Origin of the sequence: Massilia soli, assembly GCF_016809835.1 — a bacterium.
Classification (GTDB): Bacteria; Pseudomonadota; Gammaproteobacteria; order Burkholderiales; family Burkholderiaceae_D; genus Telluria_A; species Telluria_A soli.
Map to the genome: position 1 here is coordinate 86,464 of NZ_JAFBIL020000003.1, position 26,546 is coordinate 113,009.

The 26,546-nt window shown below is 58.8% G+C and carries 26 protein-coding genes; 17 read left to right on the forward strand and 9 right to left on the reverse strand.

The genetic code is table 11. The features are described from left to right. The first annotated feature begins 31 nt into the window (after positions 1-31). Positions 32-421 carry a UCP019853 family protein gene (locus tag I4X03_RS07900; RefSeq protein WP_223467679.1) on the forward strand — a complete coding sequence of 130 codons (390 nt, stop codon included), beginning with the start codon at positions 32-34 and terminating at the stop codon, positions 419-421. Between the two features lie 356 nt (positions 422-777). Here I4X03_RS07900 and I4X03_RS07905 read toward each other — a convergent pair whose 3' ends face one another. From I4X03_RS07905 to I4X03_RS07920, 4 genes are all read right to left on the reverse strand, one after another. Then, the gene (locus I4X03_RS07905) at positions 778-1,857 is read right to left on the reverse strand and encodes a ParB/RepB/Spo0J family partition protein (RefSeq protein ID WP_223467680.1); all 1,080 of its coding nucleotides are present in this window, start codon (positions 1,855-1,857) and stop codon (positions 778-780) included. A gap of 1 nt (position 1,858) precedes the next feature. Then, positions 1,859-2,728 carry a ParA family protein gene (locus tag I4X03_RS07910; RefSeq protein WP_223467681.1) on the reverse strand — a complete coding sequence of 290 codons (870 nt, stop codon included), beginning with the start codon at positions 2,726-2,728 and terminating at the stop codon, positions 1,859-1,861. A gap of 1 nt (position 2,729) precedes the next feature. Next, entirely contained in the window at positions 2,730-3,200 is a 471-nt protein-coding gene (locus I4X03_RS07915; RefSeq protein ID WP_223467682.1) for a thermonuclease family protein, read from the reverse strand. A 232-nt stretch (positions 3,201-3,432) separates the two neighbouring features. Further along, entirely contained in the window at positions 3,433-3,690 is a 258-nt protein-coding gene (locus I4X03_RS07920) for a DUF3717 domain-containing protein (RefSeq protein ID WP_223467683.1), read from the reverse strand. Positions 3,691-4,556: 866 nt separating this feature from the next. On the opposite strand from I4X03_RS07920, the gene I4X03_RS07925 reads away from it, so the two are divergent. The 5 genes from I4X03_RS07925 (at position 4,557) to I4X03_RS07945 (ending at position 8,280) form a co-directional block, all read left to right on the forward strand. Next, positions 4,557-6,479, forward strand: a complete 1,923-nt coding sequence (locus tag I4X03_RS07925; protein ID WP_223467684.1) for a ParB/RepB/Spo0J family partition protein — start codon at positions 4,557-4,559, stop codon at positions 6,477-6,479. A 430-nt stretch (positions 6,480-6,909) separates the two neighbouring features. Beyond that, the gene (locus tag I4X03_RS23185) at positions 6,910-7,326 is read left to right on the forward strand and encodes a DUF1289 domain-containing protein (protein WP_307735347.1); all 417 of its coding nucleotides are present in this window, start codon (positions 6,910-6,912) and stop codon (positions 7,324-7,326) included. A gap of 39 nt (positions 7,327-7,365) precedes the next feature. Further along, positions 7,366-7,644: a DUF3717 domain-containing protein gene (locus tag I4X03_RS07935; RefSeq protein ID WP_223467685.1), complete on the forward strand. Its 279-nt coding sequence runs from the start codon at positions 7,366-7,368 to the stop codon at positions 7,642-7,644. Between the two features lie 102 nt (positions 7,645-7,746). Continuing rightward, positions 7,747-8,064 carry a hypothetical protein gene (locus I4X03_RS07940; protein ID WP_223467686.1) on the forward strand — a complete coding sequence of 106 codons (318 nt, stop codon included), beginning with the start codon at positions 7,747-7,749 and terminating at the stop codon, positions 8,062-8,064. Between the two features lie 27 nt (positions 8,065-8,091). Beyond that, positions 8,092-8,280 (forward strand): hypothetical protein, encoded by a 189-nt coding sequence (locus I4X03_RS07945; RefSeq protein ID WP_223467687.1) that lies wholly within the window; start codon positions 8,092-8,094, stop codon positions 8,278-8,280. A gap of 246 nt (positions 8,281-8,526) precedes the next feature. Here the strand turns inward: I4X03_RS07945 and I4X03_RS07950 are convergent, their stop codons facing one another. Then, a complete protein-coding gene (locus I4X03_RS07950; RefSeq protein WP_223467688.1) occupies positions 8,527-8,805 on the reverse strand; it encodes a hypothetical protein in 279 nt (92 codons plus the stop codon). 314 nt (positions 8,806-9,119) lie between these two features. Between I4X03_RS07950 and I4X03_RS07955 the strand changes: the two genes are divergently transcribed. Then, the gene (locus I4X03_RS07955) at positions 9,120-9,671 is read left to right on the forward strand and encodes a ribbon-helix-helix protein (RefSeq protein WP_223467689.1); all 552 of its coding nucleotides are present in this window, start codon (positions 9,120-9,122) and stop codon (positions 9,669-9,671) included. After that, positions 9,668-10,705: a relaxase/mobilization nuclease domain-containing protein gene (locus I4X03_RS07960; RefSeq protein ID WP_223467690.1), complete on the forward strand. Its 1,038-nt coding sequence runs from the start codon at positions 9,668-9,670 to the stop codon at positions 10,703-10,705. Before I4X03_RS07955 ends, I4X03_RS07960 begins: the two co-directional genes overlap by 4 nt. Before the next feature lie 424 nt (positions 10,706-11,129). Here I4X03_RS07960 and I4X03_RS07965 read toward each other — a convergent pair whose 3' ends face one another. After that, on the reverse strand, positions 11,130-11,489 hold the full coding sequence (locus I4X03_RS07965; RefSeq protein ID WP_223467691.1) for a hypothetical protein: 360 nt from the start codon (positions 11,487-11,489) through the stop codon (positions 11,130-11,132). A 463-nt stretch (positions 11,490-11,952) separates the two neighbouring features. Between I4X03_RS07965 and I4X03_RS07970 the strand changes: the two genes are divergently transcribed. From I4X03_RS07970 to I4X03_RS07995, 6 genes are all read left to right on the forward strand, one after another. After that, on the forward strand, positions 11,953-14,064 hold the full coding sequence (locus tag I4X03_RS07970; RefSeq protein WP_223468102.1) for a DUF8426 domain-containing protein: 2,112 nt from the start codon (positions 11,953-11,955) through the stop codon (positions 14,062-14,064). Beyond that, on the forward strand, positions 14,061-15,371 hold the full coding sequence (locus tag I4X03_RS07975; protein ID WP_223467692.1) for an McrC family protein: 1,311 nt from the start codon (positions 14,061-14,063) through the stop codon (positions 15,369-15,371). The genes I4X03_RS07970 and I4X03_RS07975 overlap by 4 nt, the downstream gene beginning before the upstream one ends. A 332-nt stretch (positions 15,372-15,703) precedes the next feature. Next, entirely contained in the window at positions 15,704-16,948 is a 1,245-nt protein-coding gene (locus tag I4X03_RS07980) for a DUF4214 domain-containing protein (RefSeq protein WP_223467693.1), read from the forward strand. Between the two features lie 38 nt (positions 16,949-16,986). Next, a complete protein-coding gene (locus tag I4X03_RS07985) occupies positions 16,987-18,225 on the forward strand; it encodes a DUF4268 domain-containing protein (protein WP_223467694.1) in 1,239 nt (412 codons plus the stop codon). Between the two features lie 136 nt (positions 18,226-18,361). Next, a complete protein-coding gene (locus tag I4X03_RS07990) occupies positions 18,362-18,751 on the forward strand; it encodes a hypothetical protein (RefSeq protein WP_223467695.1) in 390 nt (129 codons plus the stop codon). A 240-nt stretch (positions 18,752-18,991) separates the two neighbouring features. Next, positions 18,992-19,333, forward strand: a complete 342-nt coding sequence (locus tag I4X03_RS07995) for a hypothetical protein (protein ID WP_223467696.1) — start codon at positions 18,992-18,994, stop codon at positions 19,331-19,333. Positions 19,334-19,418: 85 nt separating this feature from the next. On the opposite strand, the gene I4X03_RS08000 is transcribed toward I4X03_RS07995, so the two are convergent. After that, entirely contained in the window at positions 19,419-19,595 is a 177-nt protein-coding gene (locus I4X03_RS08000; protein ID WP_223467697.1) for a hypothetical protein, read from the reverse strand. 191 nt (positions 19,596-19,786) lie between these two features. Here I4X03_RS08000 and I4X03_RS08005 point away from each other — a divergent pair, with 191 nt between their 5' ends. From I4X03_RS08005 to I4X03_RS08015, 3 genes are all read left to right on the forward strand, one after another. Then, positions 19,787-21,517 (forward strand): ATP-dependent nuclease, encoded by a 1,731-nt coding sequence (locus tag I4X03_RS08005; protein ID WP_223467698.1) that lies wholly within the window; start codon positions 19,787-19,789, stop codon positions 21,515-21,517. Between the two features lie 187 nt (positions 21,518-21,704). Beyond that, a complete protein-coding gene (locus tag I4X03_RS08010; RefSeq protein WP_441295276.1) occupies positions 21,705-22,907 on the forward strand; it encodes a UvrD-helicase domain-containing protein in 1,203 nt (400 codons plus the stop codon). A 125-nt stretch (positions 22,908-23,032) separates the two neighbouring features. Next, entirely contained in the window at positions 23,033-23,416 is a 384-nt protein-coding gene (locus I4X03_RS08015) for a hypothetical protein (RefSeq protein ID WP_223467700.1), read from the forward strand. Here the strand turns inward: I4X03_RS08015 and I4X03_RS08020 are convergent. Next, complete coding sequence (locus I4X03_RS08020) at positions 23,408-23,551, reverse strand: hypothetical protein (RefSeq protein WP_223467701.1); 144 nt, start codon at positions 23,549-23,551, stop codon at positions 23,408-23,410. The genes I4X03_RS08015 and I4X03_RS08020 overlap by 9 nt on opposite strands. Positions 23,552-24,280: 729 nt before the next feature. Next, a complete protein-coding gene (locus tag I4X03_RS08025; protein WP_307735348.1) occupies positions 24,281-26,296 on the reverse strand; it encodes a M13 family metallopeptidase in 2,016 nt (671 codons plus the stop codon). Positions 26,297-26,546 lie beyond the last annotated feature (250 nt).

Sequence of the window (26,546 nt, forward strand, 5' to 3'; positions counted from 1 at the left end):
AAGCAAACGAAATAACGATTGGAGCCGGTTAATGAAGTACCTAGCAACGTTGATCCACTTAAACGAAGTGGACGATGAAATGGTAACGCTTCGCTTGCAAGACTATGACCTCGTCTGTTTCGCAAGTGTTTGTCCTTATCATATTTGTGAAGGAGAATTATACTGGGTCGAAATACACCCGTTTATTATTTGCGACTATCTAGTAAGCGAAGCGGAGGATGATAAGGTTCCGAGCATTGTGAGAATTGGAGACGGCTACGCGCATATAATTACTGGTACATTGGTTAATGGTAAAATCGTTGTAGGCGACATTGAACTCGAAGACGATTATTTTTTGAGTGATTTTGGGTACCTAGAGGGGCGGATGGTCTCTTGGGAAGTGGACCGATTAGACGCGATATTTTCATACGCTGATACATAAAACATTGATCCGTACAGGAATGCGATTGGTATGTCGCCGATGCGTGCTCGGCCCTATGGTCTCCTTGCCGGTGCGCTGCGCTGCCGTCCCTGCAGGACGGGGCCTGCGGCCCGCCTGCAGTCCTCCTCTCGGCAGACCTGCTCATCAAGGGGCGGGTGCCCCACCCCTTGGCCGCATGGCTGATCCCCAACGGCAAGCGCGGCGCGCAGCGCCCCGCTGCAGGCGCTGAAGTGGGGAACGGGGCGCGCGCCGATGGCGCTTGCCTGGCCGCTGCGCGACAAAGTGATGGTGGCGGGCCGATGCGGTTGGCGTGTGTCACTTCGCGCTGCAGAAATGGCGCTTGTCCGGGACCGCGGTCAGGGCTTGGCGATGATCGCGGTCAGCGTCAGGCTGCCGATCGGGACCTGGGCGGTATGGCCGGTCGCGTCGTAACGGATCGAGGCCTGTGCGCCGGGGGCGCAGGCGGCCATCAGCAAGGTGGCGGCGCGGCCTTCATGCAGGACCTGCACAAGGGGGCGTTCGAGCAGGGCGGCGGGGGGCGGCCGGGGTTTTGTCTGTGCGATCGAGGCTGGCCTGGCGCGCGACGTCGTTGCCGTCGGGGCGCCGGCGTCGACTGCTTCGGGACGCATGGCAATGGGCATCGGATTCGGCGCGGAACCTTCCGCGCGTTCATCGGCAGCAGTTGATGACGGCGTTGGAGCGACCGGCTCCGTGTCCTCCTCCAGCAAGCGCATGACGTTGTATTTGCTGATCGGCCCGGCTCCCTCCATGCACAGTGGATCGATGCTGGCCTGTTGGTTTTTGTAGGCGACCACCAGCAGGTACATCGCTTCGACGTCGTGGATGCGGCCGGCATCGTACGCGTGGCGGATCGGCGCCGGCATGCCGATCAGCGCGGCGTGCTTGGAGACCCAGGCGCTGGATTTGCCGAGCCGCCTGGCGATCTCGGTTTGTTTGCGGCCGGTCGCCAGCTTTGAGGCGATGAAGTCGGCGATCTCGACCGGGGTATTGGCGTCGCGCTGCAGGTTGACGACGACCTGGTCGAAGTCGTCGAAGTCGGGATCGGCGATCACCGGCAGCGCGGTGACGCCCTCCAGGCGCGCTGCGCGCAGGCGCCGGGCGCCGTCGCACAGGTCCCACTTGCCGGGATGGCCTGGGATGGGCTTGACGATCAGCGGGGTCTTGACGGGCGCGCGACCGGCGTCCAGGTTGTCGCGGATCGAGGCGCGCAGCTCGGTGAGGTCAAAGCGCTGGCGTACCTGGTGCGGGCGTTCCTCGATATCGCTGACCGGTACAAGCAGCGGCGCGGCGCTGGACTGGCGCTGCCGGCCGTCCGGGTCGCCCTGCAGCAGCGATGCGTAAGACACGGCGCCCAGGTCAGCCAGCGCATCGAGGCCGGCCAGGTTGACCGGGCTGGAGCTGGTCCGGGTCGCCATCCTACCGTCCCATGGCGCGCTCGAGCAGGCGCATGATGGCCAGCATTTCGGCGCCGGCTTCGCGCGCGCCGCTGCTTTTCAGTTGCCAGACCGGGACGCCCTGGGCCAGGGCTTCGGGGATGGCCTGGCGCACCGACGTCTTGCAACCTTCGTCCAGCCCGAACACATAGTTTGAATAGTGCTTGAGCAGATTGGCCAGCGGGGCCTTCTGGCGCGGCGAGGTGTTTTGCAGGCGGCAGGGCAGCATGCCGAGGAATACCAGGCCCGGATTGAAGCGCTCCTTGACGCCGATGATGGTCTTGAGCATGTCGACCACGCCCTCGACGCTGTATTCGTCCATCTCGATCGGCGACAGGACGAAGTCGGCGGCGCTCAGGGCCGCCACCTGCAGCACCCCGACCGAGGGCGGGGTGTCGATGATGCAGTAGTCGAAGTGGGGGGCGATGCGCGCGACCTGGGTCCTGAAATGTGCGCCTTGTATTCGCTCGATATCGGCCATGAAGGGGCCGCCCTCATACACGGTGATGGCGCCGGTCGGCACGACGTCGAACGGTTCGCTGCGGAAGAAGGCGTCGGCGCGCACGTTGGCAGTGCCGTAGGTTTTCTTCAAGGTATTGCTGCTGTTTTTCTGGACTTCGCAGCTGATGAAGGCGACGCGGCCTTTGTCTGCGCCGCCGGGTTGTTTGGCGCGGGCTTGCCCGCCGAGGTAGAACGCGGCGTGGCAGGCGGTGGTCGACTTGCCGACCCCGCCTTTCTGGTTGGCGACGACCAGCGTGGTCATGCCGGGCCTGCGGCGTGGCCCGGCGCGCTGCTCAGCGGGGCGCGGCGCCTGTGCGGGATGGGCCGGGCTCGGAGGGGGAGGGGCGCGCATGCTAGTGCCTCGCTTTTCGAAATTCCCATGGCGGCACCGGCCCGGGCTCGGACCAGATGCCGCGGCGCTCCTTGCGCGCGCCGTCCTGCAGCGCGGCCAGGCGCGGGTCCTGGTTGTATTTGACGTAGACCCAGGCCAGGCCGCGTTCCACCTGGGCGCGGTTGGCGTCGATGCCGGCGCAGCTGACCCGGGCGATGCGCCGGCCGTAGCGGTCGGTGCCGGTCACGTCCACCCGGGCATCCTGGCGGTAGCACAGCTGCGACAGCGACAGCTTGGCGCGTTCGCCGAACGGCTGGTGGCGCTCGGGCGCGTCGATGTTGGCCAGGCGCACCTTGACCGGCTTGCCGCGATCAAGGACGGTGATGGTGTCGCCGTCGGCCACGCCAATGACTTCGAGCGCGTGCGCGGGCAGGACACCGATCAGGGCGAGCAGGGAGGCAATGCGAAGGACGGTGCGTACTAGGCTGTTCATCTGTTCAAGGTAGCGCAGCTGGCGGTTGGATGATGAATCAGGATCAACGAGCGTCCCGATTGCGCGGCGCTTCCGGTCGGCGGATGTGATCGCGCGGCGGAACACCGGGCGCGGTTGCGCCGTTTGTTTGGACCTTCAGTCGACAAACAGGGCAGGGCATGTTGCTTTCAATCCCTTGCGCGTCGACTGGTACGGCGCGACGCGCATGCATGTTCCTCGGGCATATCTTTCCTTAGAAGGGCAGGCCGTACTGGCGCACATCGCGCGGCCGGTCCCTGGGCGGCGCTCCCAGTAGCGTGAGCGCGACTGGCCTGATCTGCTCGGCCAGCAGTTCGAGGTCGAGCAACTGGGTGGGGTCGGCAATCATGTTGCCGTAGATCTCAGCCAGGATGCGCAGTTCCGGCGACAGGACGCCGTCGACTGGCGGGGCCAGTAGCCGGACCCGGTTGATGATCGCTTCCAGTTGTTCGATTGCGATGAGTTGCGCCACGATGCCTCCGTCAGATCAGTGCGTGTGTGGCTTTACCCTGCGCTCGACCAAGCCAGGCCGTTATTCGGTGATGCGCGATCCATTCTAGGTCGTTGCGCCTTGGGCTCATTAGTCCTGGTCAAACTCAGCTGCACGGCCTGGGGTTGGAGTGCGCGCGGCAGGTGCTGGCCGTTGGTGGCCGGGCGTTTGGCGTGGCTGATTGCGGGGAGGCGAGGGACAAGGGCTGGGGCCGCAACCCCGGTCTGTCGTGAACCGAGCCCCGATAGTGCCGGGTCTCGGCCCTGCGGGCTCGGCCCGGCGGCCTTGCGCTGCGCTCCAGCGCGCCGTTGGCGCTCGGCGGGATGCGGCTGCAGTGGCGTGCACGAACGCCATCGGGGCGCGATAAACAATCCTGAAGTGGGGACGATCCGTTTCAAGGGGCGCGCCAGCGAAACCCGCGCTGTCACGCCCCTTGCGCCGCCGCTTGCGCTGTGAAGCCGGCCGCGTCTCGTCCGGGAGGCGCCAGGTGCATCAAGGGCTGCGCCAGCCCACAGCGCTGTCACAGCCCTTGCGCCGCCGCTTGCGCTGTGAAGCCGGCGCACCTGGCGCCTGACCTGGCCAGCACGGGCCGCGGGTAACCCGTTCCGCCAATCCCCCCACAAGTCCCCCGGGTTGAGGCGAGGGGGGCTTGTGGGGGGATCAGCGTACGGAACGGGTCAGATTCGGCGGCCCCTTGCCTCGCTGCCTTGGACCCCACCCATCCCAACCCTGCCCGTGAGGGCAGGGCTTTCCCACCCCCCGCCCGCCCAGGCGGGAGCGAGAGAGTTCGAGCGAGAGGATCAGATGTTTGAGCTCTCCAACCGACCAACTTCTTAAAGGAAAGAATCATGCAACTGGCATCCATCAAGGCACCGATCCGTAGCGGCGCGCAGGCAATGCCGCCACTCCCGGGCTTCGCAACGGTCATCGAGTGCGGAACGCTGCGCAGCGCGCGCTGTCGCGACATGGTGCGCAGCAGGCTCAACGTGCGCAAGAAGGGCACCGACGTCAGCGAACTGAAGGCGCTGATCCTGGCGCAGGGACTGCTGCAGAACCTCGTTGCCTTCATGCAGGTCGTCGATGGCCGCGAGACCGGCGTCGTGGAAATCGTCGCCGGTGGACGCCGCTATCAGGCGCTTGGAGAACTGATCGCGGAGGGTCTGCTGCCCATTGATTTCGCGATTCCCTATTTGCTCGTCACCGAAGAGGAGGCAGTGGCAATCAGCCTGGCCGAGAACTCCGGCCGCGAAGACATGCACGCGGCCGACGTGTACGACGCGATGATGGAGCTGGTCAGGCGCGGCCGGTCGGTCGAGGACATCGCGATGCTGTTCAAGCTCGACGTATCGGTGGTTCTCAAGCGCCTGAAGCTGGCGAATATTTTCCCGCCCCTGCTCGACCTGTACCGCAACGATGAAGCCAGTTTCGAGCAGATGATCGCGCTGGCGATCACCGATGATCACGCGGCCCAGCAGCAGGCCTGGGATAGCCTGGGACCACGCCATCGGTATCCGCATGAACTTCGGCGTCTGCTGACGGCGCAGCAGGTCAACGTGCGCACTGACCGGCTCGCGCAATACGTGGGCGTGAACGCCTTTGAACAGGCGGGCGGCGTGGTGGTCCGCGATCTGTTCAGCAAGGTTGGCGACGGCTACCTGTCCGACATGGCGCTCTTGGAGCGCCTCGCGCTGGAGCAGCTGGAAAAAGAGCGTGCCCAACTGTTGAAGGAAGGTGTCGGGTGGGTCGATGTCCTGCCGAGGGCTGACTATGCGACGCTGTCGGCATTCGCGGTGGTGCGTACCTCGGTTGGCGCGTTCACCGGCGCGCAAGCCGCACGCTTGGCCGCGCTCGACCAGAACATCACGCAACTGGAACACGCGATCGACGACCTGGAGGGGGGCGACGATGACGCGAGGTACGACGATCTCAGTCGAGAGTTGTCTGCCCTGGAGGGCGAGCGGGATGCGCTGTTGCGCAATCGACCGGTCATCGACAACCCAGCCGATAAGGCGCTCGCGGGCGCAGTGGTCACGCTGGACGATGGCGGCAAGGTGGTGATCAAGCGCAATGTCATCCGGCCTGCGGACAAAGCCAGGATGGTGACGCTGCCTGACGACGCGGGCGCGGGCTCACGCAGAAGCAAGCCGGTGCACTCCGACCGGCTGACCCACGCGCTGACGTCGCAGCGCACGGCTGCGCTGCAGGCGGAAATGATGGCGCAGAGCGATATCGCCCTGATTTATCTGACTTACACGCTGATGCGCGAGGTGTTCCGGCCCGACGCTGCTGGCACCCTGGCCAAGATCGCGGTCAGCAAGCCGGTGCTGGCCGACGTGGCACGGAAAAGCCGCGCGGCGGAAGCATTTCGCGAGCGCGGCGAACAACTGCTCGAACGCCTGCCAGATGAGGCGACAGGGGGAGGGTGGCTGGAATGGCTGACGCTTCAGCCGACGCCCACCGTGATGGAGGTCCTGGCGTTCTGCGTCGCCAGCACGCTCGACGCCACTCAGCATCGGGAAGGCGCGTCTCCGCAATTCGTGACCCTGGCGCAAGGACTCAGGCTGGACATGTCCCAATGGTGGGCCGCAAGCGCGGCGGACTACTTCAGCCACGTATCGAAAGACCGGATGGCCACGGTCGTCGCGCAGGCTGTATCGGCGCAGGCCGCGGTCCCGCTGGAGAAAATGAAAAAGGGTGCGGCAGCCGAAGCAGCGGAGCGCGCTTTGAAGGAAATGCAATGGCTCCCTGAGGCGTTGCGTACCGACCTTTAAGTCATTCGCCACGGCGGTACTAAAGGAGCGGTGGGGTGACCACCGTTCCTATTTTGATGATGAAGCACATTGCCGATATTTACGAGAATCCGATCCGACATATTGAAACTCGTTGTTGGGTTGTGCTAATTAAAAACCTTGATTAAAAAGCGGCAGCGTTTTTAACGCTGAACGCCAATAATGCTGATAGGCCCAAATGGAAAAAATCATAGAGAAGTGAATAACACCGACCCAGTCGATTTTAATCAAATAATAACAGAGGCGCGCCAGTATAATAATTAATATGCCAGCCTAGAATAAAAAGCGGAAGTGGCGCACCGTCAGATTCATATTCCGCACATCGGTTTTACTTTTATATCACGCGCGCCAGCGATGCGGCAGCAGTTTTGATTGTCCCGAAATACCAATTTGACTTGGGAGGTATCTTGCCATGACAGCAGCAAAATCGCAGACTGCGAGCGGAACGATCCTGGCGGTGGGTGTGGAAGTACCCGCACTGGATGCTTTGGCAGGAACCTTCGGGCGATCGAGTCCTCCCTATGGTTTGGTTACGGCGATGACTGACGGGTACCTTGATCTCCACTCGGCACCGATCGACGATCATGCATGTTCAATGATGTTCGCCATTTCGGAACCTGATCCGTTAAAAACGGTAGCGGCAGCCAGCGATTCGCCATGTGTCGGCGTGTGCTCCACCACTTATGATGACGTGTGCATTGGATGTGGCCGGACCGTGTCCGAAGTCGCGCAATGGGCGGTCATGACGGACGACCATAAACAACTCGTCTGGCAGAGAATCGTTTTAAAGGGATTCCCGCGCGGCGACAAGCGGAATCCGCCAACCTGATCTTTAAATAGCCAATGTTCGACTGCCGGAGATAATGCGATGCCTAACATTATTACGATAACACAGCTGGAAACCGTGATTAATCGCGTGCGCGAGGTCGCACCACCAGTGAATTACATTTTGTCGCCGGATCTGCGTGCGTTGGCGGAAGTGTATGGCCGGATGATCGGCGAGCACGCCGAATCAATCGACCTGGATCACGAGCCCGCCGCGCTTCGGCACGTCGTTCTGAAATGGTTGCCGCCGACAGGTGGAACCGCAACTGCCTGCGCTTACCGGACTGGCGAATCCGGGCCTGATTGCGAGGCATGCCAGTAATCGCGTGGTAGCGGTCAAACCCGTTGTAGATTTCCGGCCGCTTCTTAGGCTGGGGTATTGCAGCGACATACAGCAATCTCACCACAAGAAACGGAGCAGATCGTGAACTACTCAGCCTTACCAGTTCCGCAGCCAGTCGATGCCCTGGCCGCGATCGCCACTCATATGTCGGCGCTTCCGTTCGGCGCACTCACCGAGGACCGGCGCTGCCAGATTGTGCACAACGTATTTGGACCGGTGGTGCTGTTGATCGAGGCGATCCAGCTCGCAGCGGCTGCTGGTCCGGACGAAGAGGCGGTGCTGATGCACTTCATCGGCTCGCTCCATGCGCAGTCGGAGTTGATGAAGCGCGACCTGCATTTTCAGAACTTACTTGAAAGGCTGCAAAGCTGCAGCAAGCTCGGGCCTCTCCCAGGCTAATTCATCTGACATCGGGTACCAGCCATCATGCTTCGTCAATTAGTTGAATCGCGTCTTTGCGACCTGGTCGCCGACCAGCAGGGATGCGAGGTCGCGTGGCGGGGGACGGTGTTTACGCGGTTGCCCGACGCGGCAGCTGCGCTGAGCGACATCGACCTGCTGGATCAGTACGAGCGCTTGCTCTCATTGAAAATGTTGCGCGAGCCGCATAACTGACACAGATTGCGCGCATCAAGCACCGGGCTGCAGGACGGGCTGCCCTATTGCCTCTTCGGCACGGCGACCGGGCCTGCCACAAGCCCAGGCTCAGCCGAGCATACACGCGCTTGACGATCATCCCCCGGTACTTTGCTCGCGCGGACCGTGTCCAGTCTTCACGCGCCAGCGTTTTCCATGCGCGGTTGATCCGTGTGATACGGATTGCCCGCTCGCCCTCATCATGCCCCCGCTGGTTACCTCGGCTCAGTTTCGCTCGCGCGCCGTGTCGAACGCGTATTGCGTCTCGCGCTGCGCTTCCGCCAACGGGACCACCACGAGACTTCCATAGCCGGCGCGCAGGCTTAATTCTCGCGCTCGCTGGAGCGCTTTCAGCGCATCGTGAAAGGCGTCGTTGGCCGCTACTTCGTCGGGTGTATCCAAGTTGATCTCCTTGGCAATGAGGGCGTTGGGCAGCTGGTCGACACGATGACCGACGACCCAGATAGACCCGCCGCCAGTGAGCACTGCAACGGCGTTGCGCAACCGAGCGGCGCTTGCTGTCTCGAGCAAAGTGCTAGTGCGGCTAAGGCTCGCATCGGGGCCTGGACTATGAAGGCGCAGAGACGAGACGCTTGCGGCGCATGCTTCAACGCCGACTGAAAGCGTCGGCAACCATCGCAGTTTCATGGCGCCTAGGCACGGTTTCCAGAGGCGCGTCGACTGGCGTGCCAGACGCCAAAATCGTTCCCGTTTTCGCTAGCGAAAACGTTGAGATACGTTGAAGGACTAGTGCAGGATAGGGAATAAGATATCAATCTAGATGGTTGACTTCGACAGCGTACTTGGGAGCACACCCAATGGACACGAATGAAAGAGAACGGCGCTGCAAAACGATCTCAATGGCGGCAACGCCCCGCGAAAAACAGACGTTTGAAAACTTCTGCAGCGAACGCGATTTACTTCCTGGCCAGATGCTCCGGCTCATGGTCAGAAAGGTCTGCCCCGACTTCGTGGAGATCGACGACAGAAAGGAAACGCGCACCAAGCCTGCCGCACTCTATCTTCGTCTAGCCGACAAGGAGTTCGAAGAGCTGTGTGCCCGAGCCGACCAGGAAGGGACAACGCCGCAGGGGTGGGTGCGTCGCCAAATCCGATCTACGCTTGGCCAGACACCCCAGTTCAACCGCACTGAGGAAAATGCGCTGCTTGCATCCAATCGCGAGCTGGCCCACCTCGGACGCAACATCAACCAGATCGCCCAGCGCCTTAACTCTTCAAACACCGCGGAGGACGAAATGAAAGCGCTAGACCTTGCTGCGCTCTCCGCCACCATCGGCGAGCATCGCGCTAAGGTGGCCGCCCTGATCAACGCAAGCTGGGGGCGCTATGGCGGGGAGGGTAGACGATGAGAACCCAATCAAGTTTTCCGCTGGTGGGACTCGCGCTAGATACACCGGTACGTTCGAGACGCAACCGTATCCCCGAACTGGAAGCTGCCAAGGCCAAAATAAGGCGCGTCGTCGAACGTGCGACGGAAGCAATGGTGAAGGTGTCGGGGAGCGTGCGCGACGCCAGGCATCTGAAGTCACATTTCGATTACATCAGCCGAAACGGAAAGATCGAGGTGGAGACCGAGCGCGGTGAGGTGATCGCCACGCGCGACCGGCTGCGCGAAGAGCACCGCGCCTGGTGTGATGAACTGGGCCCGCCGCGCAGCAACGAGCGGCATACCATCAACATTGTCCTGTCCATGCCGGCAGGGACAGACACAGAGGCGGTGCGTCGTGCAACGCGCGCATTTGCTGAATCGGTATTCGGCGAGACGAACCAGTATCTCATGGCGGTTCACCACCCTGGCAATGACAACGACACAAAAAATCCTCATGCTCATCTTACTGTGAAGGCGAGGGGGTACGATGGCGCGCGCCTCGACCCAAAGAAGACGGATCTACAGACGTGGCGCGAAGTGTTCGCTGCGAAGATGCGTGACCAGGGGTACGAAGTCGAGGCGACGCCGAGGCGCACGCGCGGGGTCATCGCGAAGGCAGCGCGAGGTCGCGTTCTCGCTATCGATGACGACGAGAAAAGGCCAGGACGAGGCTTCGTGCGTTTAGCGAAACTGCGGGAAGCAGCCGATGGACTATCGGGGCGTTCAGCGTCGGAAAATCCGTATCGCAATCAGATCATCGCAACGCAGAAAGCCGTCCGCGCGTCTTGGCTGGAAGGTGCCGCTGAACTTGAGGCATCCTCCGCTCCAGTTGACCGGGACTTGGGAAGAAAAATTAGGGCGTTTGTCGCGGGTTTGCCGCTTTCACTCCAAGATGAACGAAACACGTTGCGGTCGGAGCTACTTTCGAGCATTGAACGGAGTCGTTCAACACCAGGGGCGCTCTCCTCGACGCCTAGGGATCGCAGTGAGCCGTGCCAAGGCCCAGAACGATAGCGGATAGCAGGGAGAAGACATGCCGGTCCTTCTACATCATCTCAAGATCGGCGCAACCCGATGAACCGGCAGGTAGCCATCCTTCACTTTAACGTGATCGCCTGTCGTGCACTCAAGACGCAAATGCGTCGGTGGGTAGGTCGTGAATCGACAATTGACGACTACGGCAGTACGCTTCGTTAGAAGCCCAGCTTATCGACATCGAAGGGCTCCAGTGCCGGGTAACGGCTGGGCGACGAGCTCTTAAAGAGGCATTTCTGATAGGCAGCATCCTCTTTGGCCCACGGTGGCTGTGTGTGGCGGGCGTAGCGCTCGCTACTCGAGGCGCGGCACAAATGATTCTCCACATCTATCAACAAAGTCTGTGCTTGCAGTTGCCGAAGAAAACTGAACGTTTCTCAAATCAGGTCGGTTTCGCTAAGCATTAGCGCCGCATGTCATAGATCTCATCGTCCACGACCATTTTATAGTCGTAATGAGTTCGTCCTTGCAATGTAATTGGCTTTGCAATGATTACCGCGGTTGGCCGATACGCGTACTGATATCCATATTGTGCGCAGGTGAGTACTTTATCATCGGCGAAGACAATTACTCGGCCGTGCTTACAGCCTTTAAATGCACCTTCGCCCTTCTCACCATCTCCATCGTCGTACCAAGCTTTGATCGTCTTAGCGTCTACGATTGCGTAGCCAACTAGGCGACTCAGTTTGTCGGCGAAATCAGCCTTAGCTATTGGGGCAGATAAAAATGCCCCCATGAATATGACAGTGCGCAGCGTTTTCATCGTTTTACTGATACTTTCTTATGGGCGATTGGTAAAAAAGCAAGTTTTCGGGTAGTTCTGAGTGTACGATCGGTCCACCGACATTGGGTATTCGTCGCGTCACCCGTCGGATTCGAACACTCGGCCGTTGAGGGGTGATATCGAAGAATCATGAGGCGAATGTTACCTGTTATTTCAGCTTGAAATGTCTCCAATGTTCACGCGACAGCCTGATATCAAGCGTGCCACCGTGACTCGTTTCACCACAACCGCACTGCATCATGTAGCGGCTCACACTCTTCAAGAATCCCAATGCGAATTGAGACCTGTTACTGTTTGCGGACGTCGTGACATCTTCCAAGATTGGCGCGCCTTCCGAGCTGGCGAATCTACTGGTGGACATTAGTTTGTCGTTAAGATACGGTGTCGACCGGTCGGCGAATTATCGCTCGGCCTTTGGTTCCTTTAGGAGATTGCATTGGACGTGCGGAAAAACTTTCGGGAGTTTGTGACGGGTACAGGAAAGCAAGAGAAAACAGCAAAAGAGTACACACGGTTCATCGAACACCTTTCCGAGCATTCAAAAATCGATATTTTTGCTATCAACATGCCTGATGTGTTGATGCCGTTAGTCGAGCGTTATGGCTCTGGCGGCGACGATTACGCAGAAGGGAATATTTACCACGGGGGACCACGCGCAGCGATCAAGCAATACCTCGCGTTCTTGCAAAGCCGCACATTTTCTAATCCGTTCGCCGCTCAATCGACTATACCTTCCGCCGCCCCTATGACCACACCAACTCTCGTCCGCCCGCCACTCAATCAAATCCTCTACGGCCCGCCTGGGACTGGTAAAACCCACTCGACAATTGATGAGACTTTGGCCATCCTGGATCCGTCCTTTCTCGAGCAACATCGCGGAGATCGGGGAGCTTTGCGGGCACGCTTTCAAGAATTCGAGGCCTCGAATCACGTACGCTTCGTGACCTTTCATCAAAGCTTTAGCTATGAAGACTTCGTAGAAGGATTGCGCGCCGATCCTGATGAAGCGACGCGTCAGCTAAAGTTCTTCCCGGTGGACGGCGTCTTCAAGGCGATTTGCGAGGACGCTACTGCCAGGAAGGTGGTCGTGGACGAAGTGCCGGATGTCGACGTGAGCGGAAACACGATCTGGAAAATGTCACTTGGTAACCGTAGTGAAGAAAACTATGTATATGAAGAGTGTATCGAACACGATCGAATTTTATTGGGCTGGGGGCATGGCATCGATTTCTCTGCGGTGAAAGACAAGGCCGATATCATCAGGCTATTCGCGCAAAACGGCACCGTCTACACCACAGCGGATTATCCGGTGACCGCAGTAAACGCGTTTGTGCTCGGTATGGGCGTGGGCGACCTGGTCGTCGTGGCGGACGGCAATTCGAAGTTCCGCGCGATTGGGCAGATCACCGGACGGTACGAACATTTGCCGCGAGAGGAGGCTGAGGATGAATTCTCGCAAAGTCGAGCAGTGCGTTGGCTCAAGGTATTTGCCCCCTCCACTTCATGTAACGTGATCATGACCAAGAACTTCATGATGAAAGCGATCTATCGCCTGGGTGCCGAGGTGATCGATCGAGAGAAGTTGCGCGACCTTCTCTCGACCAAAGCTATCGCGCTCCACACCCAGCAAGGCCCGGATGCGCGGGTGTTGATCATTGACGAGATTAACCGCGGCAACATTTCACGAATTTTTGGTGAACTCATCACATTGATTGAGCCCAGTAAGCGCGCCGGTGGTGGAGAAGCGCTGTCAGTAACGCTGCCCTACTCGAAGGAGTCCTTCAGTGTTCCGAGTAATCTTTACCTGATCGGCACTATGAATACCTCCGACCGCTCACTCAGCGGCTTGGATATCGCACTGCGGCGCCGATTTGTGTTCAAGGAAATGCCTCCGCGCCCTGAGTTACTTGCTGGCATTGTGGTGGAGGGTGTGGCGATCGACCAGCTGCTTTCCGTCATGAACCTTCGCATTGAGGCACTCCTTGATCGCGAACACTGTTTGGGACACGCCTACTTCCTACCATTAAAGGATGAGCCCTCGATCGAGCGTCTGGCGCGCATCTTTGAGCAGCAAATCGTTCCGCTGCTTAAAGAGTATTTTTTTGAAGACTGGAACCGGATTCGCTGGGTGCTCAATGACCATCGGAAGGCCCCAGTAAATTGCTTTGTGCTCCCGTCCAGCGTCAGCATTAGTACGCTCTTCGGCGACGATTTCGAAGGCCGAGTTCAAGAGAAAACCTGGATAGTCAATGACGACGCGTTTGATCGGGTCGACGCGTATCTCGGGATCATCGAGCACACCAAATCCGCGGTTAAGGCCGCAGCGTTATCGGCAAGTGAAGCTAGTATCGAATTCGGCGGTTTTAGGCTAGAACGATGGACGGATAAAACGATCAAGGTGTACCAGAATGGCGTTGAACAGGTCGCCATGCCAATTCTTAAGAAGTTGGCTGATCAATTGGGGGTGAATCATCTCAATCCACAAGGTGGCCAGCACAATACTCGCCAGCTCGGCGCACACGTTATGGCGGCCGCGAAGCAGGCAGTCAATTGACTGAACTTGTTGTCGTCCGAGAGTACGCCAAGCTGACGACCTGTCCGGTGTTACAGCCAACGCTGGATCGTGCGTCCGTGTCGAAAAGCGCTTTCGAATACCTGTGCCGTCTTGCGGGACAGTTCCGCGCCGACGGCGCGCAGTTGCTGGAAATAGAGGGCAGCCAATGGCTGCGGCTGGACAACTTCGTGGGGATTCTCGAGACGCCCTGCGGCACTACGATCGAGATCCTGCCAAAGCATGTGGAAGCTGGCGCATCGCCTGAAGCGGCACGCGCGCTGATGACTCGCATGATTCAAGCTGCGCTCGACTTGCCGACTCGCCAGGTTGGGCCAGCGGATCTGGCCCTGTTTAACGCGCCCTTGTCGGAATGGGTGCGGAGACAGTTTTTAACGGCACTTGAACATCTGCTAAAACGAGGCATGAAGTTCGACTATTTGCGCATCGAAGACGAACAACGCCATTTGCGTGGCCAGCTCGACGTCATCCGCCAACTGCGCCAACCCCCCCACCGGGCGCACTACTTTCACACTCGTCACGATGTGTTTTCGCTGGACTCTCCTGAAAACCGCCTGATCCGTTCGGCCCTGCTGCGCGTGGCGCAATCGACCCAGGATCCGCTCAACTGGCGCGTGTCTCACGAGCTACTGCAGGTGCTAGCAGAGGTGCCTCCATCGCGCGACTTGATAAGCGACTTTAAAGCGTGGCGTGGCGGTCGACTCATGGCGCATTATGGACACATTCTGCCGTGGTGTCAGCTCGTCTTAGGCCAGCAGATGCCGCTGGCAGTGCAGGGTACCTGGCATGGGATGAGCCTTCTTTTTCCGATGGAGAAGCTATTCGAGCGCTTTGTGGAGGCTACGCTGCTGCGTCAGCTTCCTAATACGGCAAGCCTAAAGCGCCAATCGCGCGAGGCCCATCTATGCAACCACGACGGCCGCGGTTTTTTTCAATTAAGGCCTGATCTAGTGCTGGAGTACGCGGGTCAGCGTGTGGTTTTAGATGCGAAGTGGAAACGCTTAACTGCATCGCGTGATCACAGATACGGTATCTCCCAGAGCGACTTTTATCAACTCTTCGCGTACGGTCATAAGTACATCGATGCAGGTCAGCAGCTGAAGGAGCTGGTATTGATTTACCCAGGCACTGCAGCCTTCAACGCACCTTTGCTACCGTTCTCATTTGGCGGGGGTATGACGCTTTGGGTAGTGCCATTCGAGCTAGGCGATCGGACTGGCGACGAACGTTTGATCCTTCCTACGGAAATGACGATGGCGCAGGCTGTCAAATTTGATCCCTTGCCATGATCCTGCGGAATGTGGGAGGGACGGCACACTTGCGCTGCGGCGCTGGGCGCTTCGCGCTTGCCAGTCACTGGCACACGTTCTTCATTTCTTGCGGCTCGGTGCGGGCCACTTGCGAGATATATCATCCTTAAGAGAAGTGTTCGAACTCAAACTCCGCTCAAGTACATAGCGCACCGCGTGTCCCTCGGCTGCCCGTCCCGACGCGTGGAAAAACACAGATCAACCGGGTGTCCCTGGCGGAAGCGCGACCGCAGATATACTGAGGTCGGTGACATTTGGTGACTCTTGAGCCATTGTCGGTGAGTTAAAATCAGTGCCTCATTGAAACAATTATGAAGGTTACTGTGTCCAAAGTTACATTCAATCAAACCATGACTGCGGACGGCCAAATCGCCGTGGCATTGTTCAGCTCCGACTTGCCGGCTGGAGGATTTACATTCAATTTTGCGTTCAACTACAGCGGTTCGAACGTTCAGTTTGACCGAATCACTTATTCGGGCGCAGCAGCCGTCACGTCAAGCGCAAGCGTCATCGGAACAGTTGGCACCGTTAGCGTGAAAGGGAGCCTCTCGCCATCATCGACTACCGCATTCGCAACGCTACTTTTCGATGCCCAGAGCAAGGGCACGCTTGACGTTGATGTGGTGAGCTTAATCATTAACGGCTCATCTGCCGTAGTCGTCGACCCGGCACCCTACAATTTTTCGATTCTTGCAGAGGGAATAGCAGTAAAGGCCGACACCAGCACAACAGGTTCGTACAAACCCCTCGATGGTTTTTTCAACCTCGCGTATGAGGTGAAATCCTCCCCGCAGAATGGCAAGGTGGTGTTTGGCGAGGTAGCCAATCCAGCGGTTTGGAAGTACACCCCAGCTGCCGGGTTTTACGGCGTCGACAGCTTCACATTAAAAGTTTCAGACGTCTTCGATGCGAAGGAAAAAACGATCGTCTTGAATGTCAGTCCGGTCGGCACTACAGGCAACGACAACTTCCACAGCAGCGCTGGGACTTACCATACCGACGGTGGAATCGGGATGGACACGCTCAGCTACAACGGCAAGCGCGCAGATTTCACGGTTGTTAAATCGGGTAACAGTACCGTTATCACGGACAAGAGCGGCGCCGAAGGTGTCAACTACCTTGATAACTTCGAGCGCTTGACGTTTTCTGATGGAGCTATCGCGCTTGATGTGGAAGGTAATGCTGGGCAGGCGTACCGCCTTTATCAAGCAGCGTTCAATCGCGCTCCGGATGCCGTAGGGCTGGGTTACTGGATTAATGCGCTTGATAAAGGAGTTCCGCTGCTCACGGTTGCGGAGGGCTTCATGAATTCCAGCGAATTCAAAGGCATCTATGGCGTTGGCCCCACCAACAACGAGCTTGTCACGCGCTTTTATGAAAATATTTTGCACCGTCAGCCGGAAAAAGCAGGACTCGAGTTCTGGGTTGGCATCCTCGACACCAAAGCAGCTAGCCCTGTGCAGGTTCTAGCATCAATGAGTGAAAGTGCGGAGAACCAGGCAGGCGTTGCCAGCATCATCGGCAACGGTTTCGCCTACACGCCCTACGGCACTTGACGATGTACCCAACTCAGGAACACGGGAATTAACCAACAATGACTGCCTACACCAATATGATCCACATCGATCAGGACGGCGTGTCGACGTTGTTGGAACGAATGCCTCTTACGCAGGGTGTGGCTGGCCAGTACAGCGAATCATGGCTTCAGCGTATGCTGTTCAATCATCCCGCGGCTCTGCCGATGAGGGAGATCGACCCACATGCGGGAACGCTTGTACCCGTGTGCATGGAATTACGCACCGATGCCGGACCTGCCGATATCCTGTACGTGACCCGGACCGGGCAAGTGGTCCTGGTGGAAACCAAACTGTGGAGAAATGCCGAGGCACGCCGTGAGGTAGTTGCTCAGATACTCGACTACGCCAAGGAACTATCGATGTGGTCATACGAGGACCTCAGCCGAGAAGCTGCGGTAGCCAGCAAGGGCGGCCCGGGCTATCTGTTAAACGCGGTGCGCGCCGCTCATCCGGATCTTGATGAGGTGGCCTTCATTGATGGGATTAATCGCAGCCTGGCGGTGGGCGACTTCATTCTCGTCATCGCCGGCGATGGCATTCGCACCGGCGCCGAGGCGTTGGTGTCCTTCCTTGAGCGCTACGGTCACCTGCGCTTTCATTTCGCACTGATCGAAGTCGCGACGTTCCGAACCGTGGATGGCGCACTTATGCTGCAGCCGCGGGTCCTGGCAAAGACGGAGCTGCTACGCCGTTCTGTCATGATCGTGCAGCACGGTGGACAAATGCAGCCGTTCAGCAATGATGACAGCGAAGACGTGAAACAAACGGAACTGGTGACCGCGAAAAATGCGGCAGTGGCTGCGAACTGGGCCCAGTTCTGGACCGAGTTCCTTGCCGTATTGCGCCTCGATGACCAACAGCAAGCGCCCCCCGTTAAGCCTGCCAAAACCACCAATCTTGCCCTCTACTTACCGCCAGGTCCAAGCTATGCCTGGATTTCGCCATTCGTCGCGCAAGCCCAAGGCAGTGCCGGGGTTTTCCTTACGTTCGGCAAAGCGCTCGCGGAGGGGCCTGAATGGTTTGACTGCCTCTATGACCAGCGCGACGAAATCGAGAAGGTTCTTCCGGGACTGAGCTGGGAGAAGCAGGCTGACGGCAAGGTATACATCCAGTGCCCTCCGATCAAGGTTGACTCATTAGAAAATCCTGAAACGCGACAGCGGGTCATCACTTACCTCGCTCAACAGACGAATGCCATGGTGAACGTTTTCCGCCACCGGCTTGAGTCGCTCGTTCGCCAACGGGGATTGCGTTAATGGCATGAGCAAGCAAAAGAAGGGCCTCGGCGTAAGCTAACAGCAGGTACCGAAACACATCCGGAAACCATTGATTGCTTACTTTGTACGTTAGGCACGAGCCTAAACAATTACACTTTTCGAACTGGAGTATTCAATGTACCTCAAACATGTTGGGCTTGTGCTTGCTTTCTCGCTGCTAGCCGGGTGCCAGACCACGTACACGAGAGCTGACGCCAAGCATTTCAAATCCTTGGCGTCGGCAAGGATCCCTTCCGCCGCTGTTCCGGCGTTTGCAGATTGCGTTCTCGACGGTTTTCAAGCAGGTCAGCCGTTACTTGCGACTACCAATGTGCGCCAGCAAAGAAGGAGCGCAGGGTTCCGTGTGGAGACATTCGCTGGCCATGGCTCAGGAATGATCATTGTTAGTGCTGATATCGAAGATGACGGAAGTGTCCAGTTATGGGAGTCTGATGCGGCAATGTTGCTGAGCACCAGGGGAGAGCGCGAAGCATTCTCGCAATGCCTAAAGCAGGCTTCGAGTTAACCATGCGATATCGCGGCTGTAGGCGCACAACGTCACTCGTTTTCGTTGCTTGTCCAGCAAATCGTCGCTATGCCGTATTGCAGTCGGGGTGCAATAGTGCAATAGAGCTAGCCCGTCTAAATGCTAGCCCTTCGCGTCGGTTTGAGGTCGCCGGGCCGTAGTAACACAGCAACAAATTTCCTAGGTGACTTTTTTTTCAATTACAATCAAATGATTAATTAACTCCGAATTGGGGGGCGCGTGCGGCGTATTTTTCTGGTATTCATGGCTGGGGTTTCAATTTTTGCCACTCGATTCGCGATGGCGGATGAGGCTCAGGACGCCAATCAAGAAGTAGTACTGTGCATGTACAAGGCAGCCTTTCAATTCGACGATAGTGTTTCAGATGTGAATTCGATCGCCCCTACCGTTGCGGACTCATGCAAAGAGCAATCAAACCGCTTCTACCAAATTTTGCGACGAGGTGTCAGTGGACCGATGGACGAAGAAAAGATTCGCGACGCCATTCGGCAACGAGACTTGGATACGGCTCGAACGGTTATTTTGCAGAAGCGCGCTGACGACCGAAAGTCGCGGAAGTAAATATTCTAACCACCCACCCCCAAGGCGGCTTTCCTCGGACTGTCCGCGCTGGGTAGTATCGTGCACACGTTGCGCTGACCCACTGTTAGCCGTAGGTCGGTGCCGTGGGTTTTACAACGTGCCGCGCAACGTTGGCGCGTGCATTGCCTTTCTGCGCCCCCAGGGCTAGTGGCCGGTGCGTGACTGTCGGCGCAAAACCAAACTTCATACTAACCTCTTTGCTCAGCTTCGGCTCCGACAGCAGTTTGGTCTTGTAGTGCATCAGTTCATCCTCCGGCACTTCGAAGCGCGTCAGCCACTTCTTAGTCGCCAAGCCCGGCAGGCGAGGTTCGCCGTCATTGCGGCGCCGTCCTGGCGGCGGCCGCATCCCGATGAGCTATGATCGGATATTGCCAAGAAAACATGTCCGAGCCGCCGTGGCCGGCCGTTGCCTTCTTGTCTTGAATGGAACGCATGCAAATAAGAAAAATCTCGATCTCGAACTTCCGCGGAATCCGCGCTTTGGAGTGGCTGCCGGACGCCGCGCTGTGCTTCATCATTGGGCCTGGCGATTCTGGCAAGTCGACCATCCTAGATGCCATCGAGGCGGCTTTGTCGTCGCGTTGGTTTTCTTTCGTCGAAAGCGATTTCTTCGGCGCGGACACGGCGACGCCGATCGTTATCGAAGTGACCGTTGGCGAACTGCCGCCGCAGTTGATGTCCGACGATCGATTGGGGCTCTTCATCCGGGGCTGGACCGGGACTGAAATTCACGACGAGCCTGAGGACGATGACGAGCCGGTGATCACCGTGCGGCTGAGCGTCGACGCGACGATGGAGCCGGTCTGGGAAGCCTATTGCGATCGATCCGAGACTTCCCGATATCTGTCGAACCGGGAGCGTTCCCACTTTGGACTCACGCGCCTCAACGGCGACGAGGCCAGGCACACCTCCTGGGCTCAAGGATCCGGCCTATCGAAGCTCACCGACGACAACGGCAATGCGGCGGAGCGCCTGGCGGCGGCTTACAAGGCGGCCAAAAATTCGGCAGGGCTCGACAAAATCCTGCCGCTCATGGACGCCGCTGGCTACGCCGAGGATGAGGCGAAGGCTCTTGGCGCCTACGTCGAGAGCGGATACCGGCCAGGCTTGGAACTTGCCCGAGGCGGCTTTTCGACAAGCTCGATTACGCTCCACGACGCCGACGTCCCGTTGCGCCTAGCCGGATTGGGAAGTCGGCGACTCGCGTCCTTGGGCATCCAAAACGCTGCCATACACTCCGGGGCCATCATCTTGGTCGATGAAATCGAGCATGGCCTCGAACCCCATCGAATCATCGGCGCGCTGGCCCAGCTCAAAAAGCGACAGTCGGAAGCGTTGAAAGAGCGTCGCCCCGTGGGCCAACTTTTCTTGACGACTCATTCGGACGTGGCCTTGTCCGAAGCCTCCGCGTCGAACGTCGTCGCTGTCCGGCGAGACAAAATGACCAAGGCGGCCACGGTCCATGAGCCGGGAAGCTCGGCGGAATTTGAGAAGCTGATGAAGAAGACGCCCAGGGCATTGTTCGCGCGCAGGATTTTGTTGTGCGAGGGCGTGACCGAGCAAGGTCTTCTGTTGGGGCTCAGGGAATTGTGGCCGGCCAACCATAACGGAGCTCCCGTGGAACAGATGGGCTCGGCCATCGCGGATGGCAATGGCAGCGAAGCTCCCAACTTGGCGATCGCGCTGCGCTCCATGGGATATGCCGTGGCCATTTTCCGCGATTCGGACCGGCCCATCCCCGATCTCATGAAAGCGTCGTTCGCATTTGGCGGGCCCCTCATCGAGGTGTTCGAATACGAAACGGAAATGCACACCGAGTTCGCTTTGTTCTTCGACGCGGATGACGACGCTGTCCAGGAGCTCATCGAATTGGCGCGAGCGAAGAAGTCGGCGGATTCCGTGGCCGCCAGCTTGGCCAAAGTCATGCCGACGGTGTCGAAAGATATTTTCGAGTCGCCATTTTCGAATTGGGAACTTATGACGGAATTCGACGCGCGTTCACTTCGGATTTATTTGGCCCAAGCCTCGTCGAAGCATAGCTGGTTCAAGGAGCTCAGCACGGGCAGGGAGCTGGCCCCGATCGCATGGCGCATCGCCCAGAGCGCTCCGCATTCGGAGCTCGCCCAATGCTTGAAGAAGGTCGAGGATTGGCTGTATGCCTGAGGCCGCGATTCTGGGGGCCTGCAGGCTTGGCTCGGTTCTGGCGCCGGCGGGGCACGGAAAGACCGAGGCGATCGTGAAGGCGGCGAAGCTGGGGCGGCGCGCTTTGATCTTGACTCACACGCACGCAGGCGTCCACGCATTGCGATCGAGGCTCCGTCGATTGGGGGTTCCCCCAGGTGCGGCCTCCGTGGAGACCATTGCCGGATGGTCTTTGAAGTATGCGAATGCCTTTCCGGGCGTCGGAGACCCACCTGATGGCCTTCCTAAGGCGAAGGAGGACTGGGAGCGCATCTCGCGCGGCGCGGCCAGCGTGCTGGCCCTCAAGGCCGTTAGAAACGTCATCTCATGTTCATACGACCGAGTGTTCGTCGACGAGTATCAAGATTGCGATTCGCTGCACCACGACTTGGTGATGGCGCTCTCGATAACTCTTCCCACCGTCATCTTTGGCGATCCGATGCAGGGGATCTTTGAGTTCACAGGGGATTCGATCCGCTGGACGGAACATGTCGCCCCGAACTTTCCATTGGCGGTCGAACTGCTCGTCCCGCGTCGATGGGAGGGCAAGGATCCGACTTTGGGCGCATGGATCGCCCAGACCAGGGGCAAGCTCATGCGCGGCGAAATCATCGATCTGCAATCCGGCCCAGTGAATTTCATACAAGCGCCGAACGCGTTCGCGATGGAGGCTTTCTTCGAGAGATTCATCGAGCGCGAAGGCTCGATCGCCGCCATCCATTGCAGGCGAGGCATGTGTGACAAGTTGGCCAGCGCGACGAGGGGCGCATTTCAATCGATCGAAGAAATCGCCGCCAAGCGCCTGAGGCAGTTCGCGATGGAATGGGACCAAGCGCCGACGCTTGGGGCGCGCTTGGCAGCGCTGCGATCCCTGCACAACGACTGCTTTTCGCAGAAGCCTCTGTCGGCGGGCGAGATCGACTCGCGCGAGGATGCCCAGGTGATCGCCGACCTGAAGTCCCACGGCGAGCGGTATGAGAAAACTGCCGAGCTCTCGCACGTCAGATCCATCTTCAGCCTTTCGCGCAAGCATCCGCGTTGGCGGGTTTTCCGCGGCGAGCTTTGGCGCGACGCCAACAGGGCGCTCTCCGAGTTGGCCGCCGGAAGAGCCTCTAATCTTGCGGACGCCGTGTCCTCCATTTGCCAGCGGACGAGCTTGTCTGGACGCGCGACTCAAAAGCGCACCATCTCGACCCCATTGCTGCTCAAAGGGTTGGAGTTTGACCATGTTCTCATTCCCGACGCGACCCATTTCCTCAAGGAGAGCAACGCCCAAGCCAAGCTTTTCTATGTGGCGATCTCACGGGCGACCCGATCACTGACCATCACTGCGCCTGACCGCTACATCCAATTTCCCGTGCCTAATCTTTGAAGTCCCCCATGGGCAGTCGGAGTTGCGATTGCTCCACCGCGAAAGCGCTGAAGAGCGCTCGGCTCCATGAGACGGAAGCCAGCTGATACAATTCGCTCGACATCAATGCGCCGAGAACGAACACCATGGAAATGATCATTGCTCAGGTCCTGTTTGGGATCGCATGCGTTTGCGCGCTCGCAAGCTGCCTCATTCCAAAACGCACGGACAGGGCCGACCTTAGGTGGAGGCCCGCCCGGGGTTTCGCCAAAATCAAGAAGGGGTTCGAAGCTTTGGGAATGCGCAAGCCGATGGCCTCATTCATGACCGAGATCGTGTCCGGGATCCTGCACGCGCCGTTTGCATTCCTCTTCGTCCACCAGTTTGTCACGCAGGACCTCCCCACCGCGCGATGGGCAGCGGCGGCCGTTTTCATATTCTGGCTTGGCTTCGGATTTGGCAGAGCCACGCTCATCGAAAACCAGATGAAGCGAGGCGAGTCAAAGACTGGCCCGCTGAGACTACAGTGATCGGCAGCGGCGGGCCATGGCGTCGTCGCCGCCACGCTCTGGAATCGCCTCGGGCAGTTCACCTGCCTCGGCCTTGCACAGCACGTAGGCTTTGATGAGGCCGGCAGTGCTGTCGTGCCCATGTTTAAAGGCCATGTCGGCGGCCGACCGGCCTTTCTAGTCTTGGACTTCGATTTCGCTGACGGGCAGGAGGAGCTGGACGGTCTCGCAGTGGCCCTCCCAGCCCATATGCTCGACGTAGGGCGTCGACCGAATTCTACGGGCACCCTCTCTGTTGTTTGCGGAAAGAATGGCCCGAGCTCTGGACAAGGCGGTGTCATAAGGCTGACAACATCGCCGTTCGTTTACCGGCTCGAACAATCAAGCGATACGACAATGAGCCATCGCGTTTTGCGCAAGCTCAGCCGGAGGCTAAGCAAGCTCATGGGGCGTGATTTGAGGTTCTCGCGTAAATGCTTGATTTTAGAAGCGCGAAACGGCCTGCAAAGCCGCTGACATAGCTGTCAGAGCCAAGAGTTTAACGGTCGCGATTGAGATCGTCGCGCCTGGTCGTGGGTGTTCGCTGACGCACTGACTTTTCCATGGGCGGCTGAGAAAATTCTTGCACGAGTTGCAGTTTAGCGTGCTCGTTTGGGAAGGTAGATAGAAAGGTAGATAGCGCAGAAAAGTGATCAGGTTTTCATAGGGGAGTGCTGCGGACACCCTCTCCGCCAGCATGAAGAAAAAAGCTCCCCTCGAGGGAGCTTTTTTTTGCCTGCATATTCTGGAGTAGGCATTTCGCCCTTCGCTGGTAAGTCTTTGACGAAAGTATGAGGCGGACAGCCACGTCCGCCCCCGCAACCACGCGCCCTGCGGCGCTTCAAATTACCAGATCGAAACGCGATCCTTCGGCGCTACGTACATCTTGTCGCCTTCCTTGATGCCGAACGCTTCGTGGAAGGCCGGATGGTTGATCACCGCCCCATTGGCGCGATACATGCCAGGCGAATGCGGGCCGACCTTGATCTGGTTGATCATCGCCTCGTCACGCATCTTGATGCGCCATACCTGCGCCCAGCCCATGAAGAAGCGCTGGTCGCCCGTCAAGCCATCAATCACCGGCGCCGGCTTGCCGCCCAGCGAGATCTTGTAAGCCTTGTAGGCGATGAAGATGCCGGAGTTGTCGCCGATATTCTCGCCCAGGCCAAGTTGGCCGTTGACGTTGTAGCCCGGCAGCGGCGAATAGGCGCTGTACTGTTTTACCAGCATCTGGGTGCGGTCCTTGAAGCGCGCACGGTCGTCGGCGGTCCACCAGTCGCGCAGATTGCCGTTGCCGTCGGACTGGCTGCCCGAGTCGTCGAATCCGTGGCCGATTTCGTGGCCGATCACCGCGCCGATGCCGCCGTAGTTCGCCGCATCGTCGGCACGCATGTCAAAGTAGGGCGGTTGCAGGATCGCGGCCGGGAACACGATCTCGTTCATCGACGAGTTGTAGTAGGCGTTGACCGTTTGCGGTGTCATGCCCCATTCTTCGCGGTCGATCGGCTTGCCCAGCTTGGCCAGGTTGAGCTTGGTCTGGAATGCGTTGGCACGCATCATGTTGCCGACCAGGTCGTCCGATTTGATGGCCAGCGACGAGTAGTCGCGCCATTTGTTCGGGTAACCAATCTTTGGCGTGAATTTTGCCAGCTTGGCTTGCGCTTCCTTCTTGGTCTCCGGGCTCATCCATTCGAGCGTGTCGATGCTTTGGCGATACGCTTCCACCAGGTTCTTGACCAGGGTATCCATGCGAGCCTTGCGCTCGGCCGGGAAATGCTGGGCGACGTACTGCTTGCCAACCGCTTCGCCCAAGGCAGTTTCAACGCCATTCACGGCGCGCTTCCACAGCGGCAAATTCTGCGCGACGCCGTTCAGCGTGGTGGAATTGAAGGCGAAACTTTCATCAACAAAACGCTTGGACAGGTAAGGCGCGTTGGCACGCACCAGTTGCCATTCCAGGTAGGACTTGAGCACGGCGACGTCGGTATTGGCGATGGTCTTGGCCATGCCGGTCAAGTAGGTGGGCTGGCCGACGATCACATAATCGGACTTGCTCAAGCCGCCCGCATCCGCTGCGGCTTTCCAGTCGTAGCCCGGCGCCACTTCGCCGAGCTTGGCGATCGTCATCTTGTTGTAGCGCTTGACCGGGTCGCGATTCTCGACCCGGCTCCATTGCGCCTTCGCCAGTTCGGTTTCAAAGGCCATGATGTCGGCGGCGGCCTTGGCGGCGTCGGCGCGTCCCACCATGCCCAGCATCGCTTCGATGTGTTTGAGATACTTGGCGCGGATGTCGACCATGCGCGCATCGTCCTTCAGGTAGTAGTCGCGGTCCGGCAGGCCCAGGCCGCTTTGCCACAGGACCGGGGCGTAACGGGTTGCATCGCGCGCATCCTGGCCGATAAACACGCCGAACGGCGTGGCCACGCCGATGTCCGACAAGTGCGACATCAGGGCAGGGACGTTCTTCTTATCCTTCAGCCCGCGGATCTTGGCCAGCTCGCCGGCCAGCGGCTTGTAGCCGAGCTGCTCGCGCTTGGCTTCGTCCATGTAGCTGGCGTACAGGTCGCCGATCTTGCGTGCATCGGGGCCGCCCTTTTTGTCGGCCTTCGCCGTCTCGATAATCTCGCGCACCTGCACCTGGATATCGTCGCGCAGCACGGCGCCAATGCCGTAGCTGGCCTTGTCGGCCGGGATCTCGGTGGTGTTGAGCCATTTTCCGTTGACGTGTGCGAAGAAGTCATCCTGGACCCGTACCGCTGGATCGATGTACTGGGTTTGAATGCCGGAAGTCGGCGCGGCAGGCGACGCCGGTGCGGCCGTGGCAAATGCCGCCATCAGGCTCAGGGTCAGGGTGCTCAGCATATATCGTTTCAAAGTCGGTCCTCTTAGGGCTGGATTGCAGGCGATAGGAAGCAAAAAAGGTGGCTCATGACCACCCGGAAATCTTTGCAAGGAGCATGATGCGCCGCGACGACGGGAAGGTCAACTTCTGCGTTCGCTTCGCGTACCTTGACGGCGGCTGCCCAAGTGCACTGGATTTCGTTTCCTATAGGAAATAATCTGGTAAAATCGGCCATGCTGCGCCCGGCGTCGACCGAGCGTTTTTGACGAA

Excerpts from the sequence above, each read along its gene's own strand:
- I4X03_RS07900 (WP_223467679.1), top strand. The coding sequence starts at position 32 with ATGAAGTACCTAGCAACGTTGATCCACTTAAACGAAGTGGACGATGAA.
- I4X03_RS07905 (WP_223467680.1), bottom strand. The coding sequence starts at position 1,857 with ATGGCGACCCGGACCAGCTCCAGCCCGGTCAACCTGGCCGGCCTCGAT.
- I4X03_RS07910 (WP_223467681.1), bottom strand. The coding sequence starts at position 2,728 with ATGCGCGCCCCTCCCCCTCCGAGCCCGGCCCATCCCGCACAGGCGCCG.
- I4X03_RS07915 (WP_223467682.1), bottom strand. The coding sequence starts at position 3,200 with ATGAACAGCCTAGTACGCACCGTCCTTCGCATTGCCTCCCTGCTCGCC.
- I4X03_RS07925 (WP_223467684.1), top strand. The coding sequence starts at position 4,557 with ATGCAACTGGCATCCATCAAGGCACCGATCCGTAGCGGCGCGCAGGCA.
- I4X03_RS23185 (WP_307735347.1), top strand. The coding sequence starts at position 6,910 with ATGACAGCAGCAAAATCGCAGACTGCGAGCGGAACGATCCTGGCGGTG.
- I4X03_RS07935 (WP_223467685.1), top strand. The coding sequence starts at position 7,366 with ATGCCTAACATTATTACGATAACACAGCTGGAAACCGTGATTAATCGC.
- I4X03_RS07945 (WP_223467687.1), top strand. The coding sequence starts at position 8,092 with ATGCTTCGTCAATTAGTTGAATCGCGTCTTTGCGACCTGGTCGCCGAC.
- I4X03_RS07955 (WP_223467689.1), top strand. The coding sequence starts at position 9,120 with ATGGACACGAATGAAAGAGAACGGCGCTGCAAAACGATCTCAATGGCG.
- I4X03_RS07960 (WP_223467690.1), top strand. The coding sequence starts at position 9,668 with ATGAGAACCCAATCAAGTTTTCCGCTGGTGGGACTCGCGCTAGATACA.
- I4X03_RS07965 (WP_223467691.1), bottom strand. The coding sequence starts at position 11,489 with ATGAAAACGCTGCGCACTGTCATATTCATGGGGGCATTTTTATCTGCC.
- I4X03_RS07980 (WP_223467693.1), top strand. The coding sequence starts at position 15,704 with ATGAAGGTTACTGTGTCCAAAGTTACATTCAATCAAACCATGACTGCG.
- I4X03_RS07985 (WP_223467694.1), top strand. The coding sequence starts at position 16,987 with ATGACTGCCTACACCAATATGATCCACATCGATCAGGACGGCGTGTCG.
- I4X03_RS07990 (WP_223467695.1), top strand. The coding sequence starts at position 18,362 with ATGTACCTCAAACATGTTGGGCTTGTGCTTGCTTTCTCGCTGCTAGCC.
- I4X03_RS08000 (WP_223467697.1), bottom strand. The coding sequence starts at position 19,595 with ATGCACTACAAGACCAAACTGCTGTCGGAGCCGAAGCTGAGCAAAGAG.
- I4X03_RS08005 (WP_223467698.1), top strand. The coding sequence starts at position 19,787 with ATGCAAATAAGAAAAATCTCGATCTCGAACTTCCGCGGAATCCGCGCT.
- I4X03_RS08015 (WP_223467700.1), top strand. The coding sequence starts at position 23,033 with ATGGAAATGATCATTGCTCAGGTCCTGTTTGGGATCGCATGCGTTTGC.
- I4X03_RS08020 (WP_223467701.1), bottom strand. The coding sequence starts at position 23,551 with ATGGCCTTTAAACATGGGCACGACAGCACTGCCGGCCTCATCAAAGCC.
- I4X03_RS08025 (WP_307735348.1), bottom strand. The coding sequence starts at position 26,296 with ATGCTGAGCACCCTGACCCTGAGCCTGATGGCGGCATTTGCCACGGCC.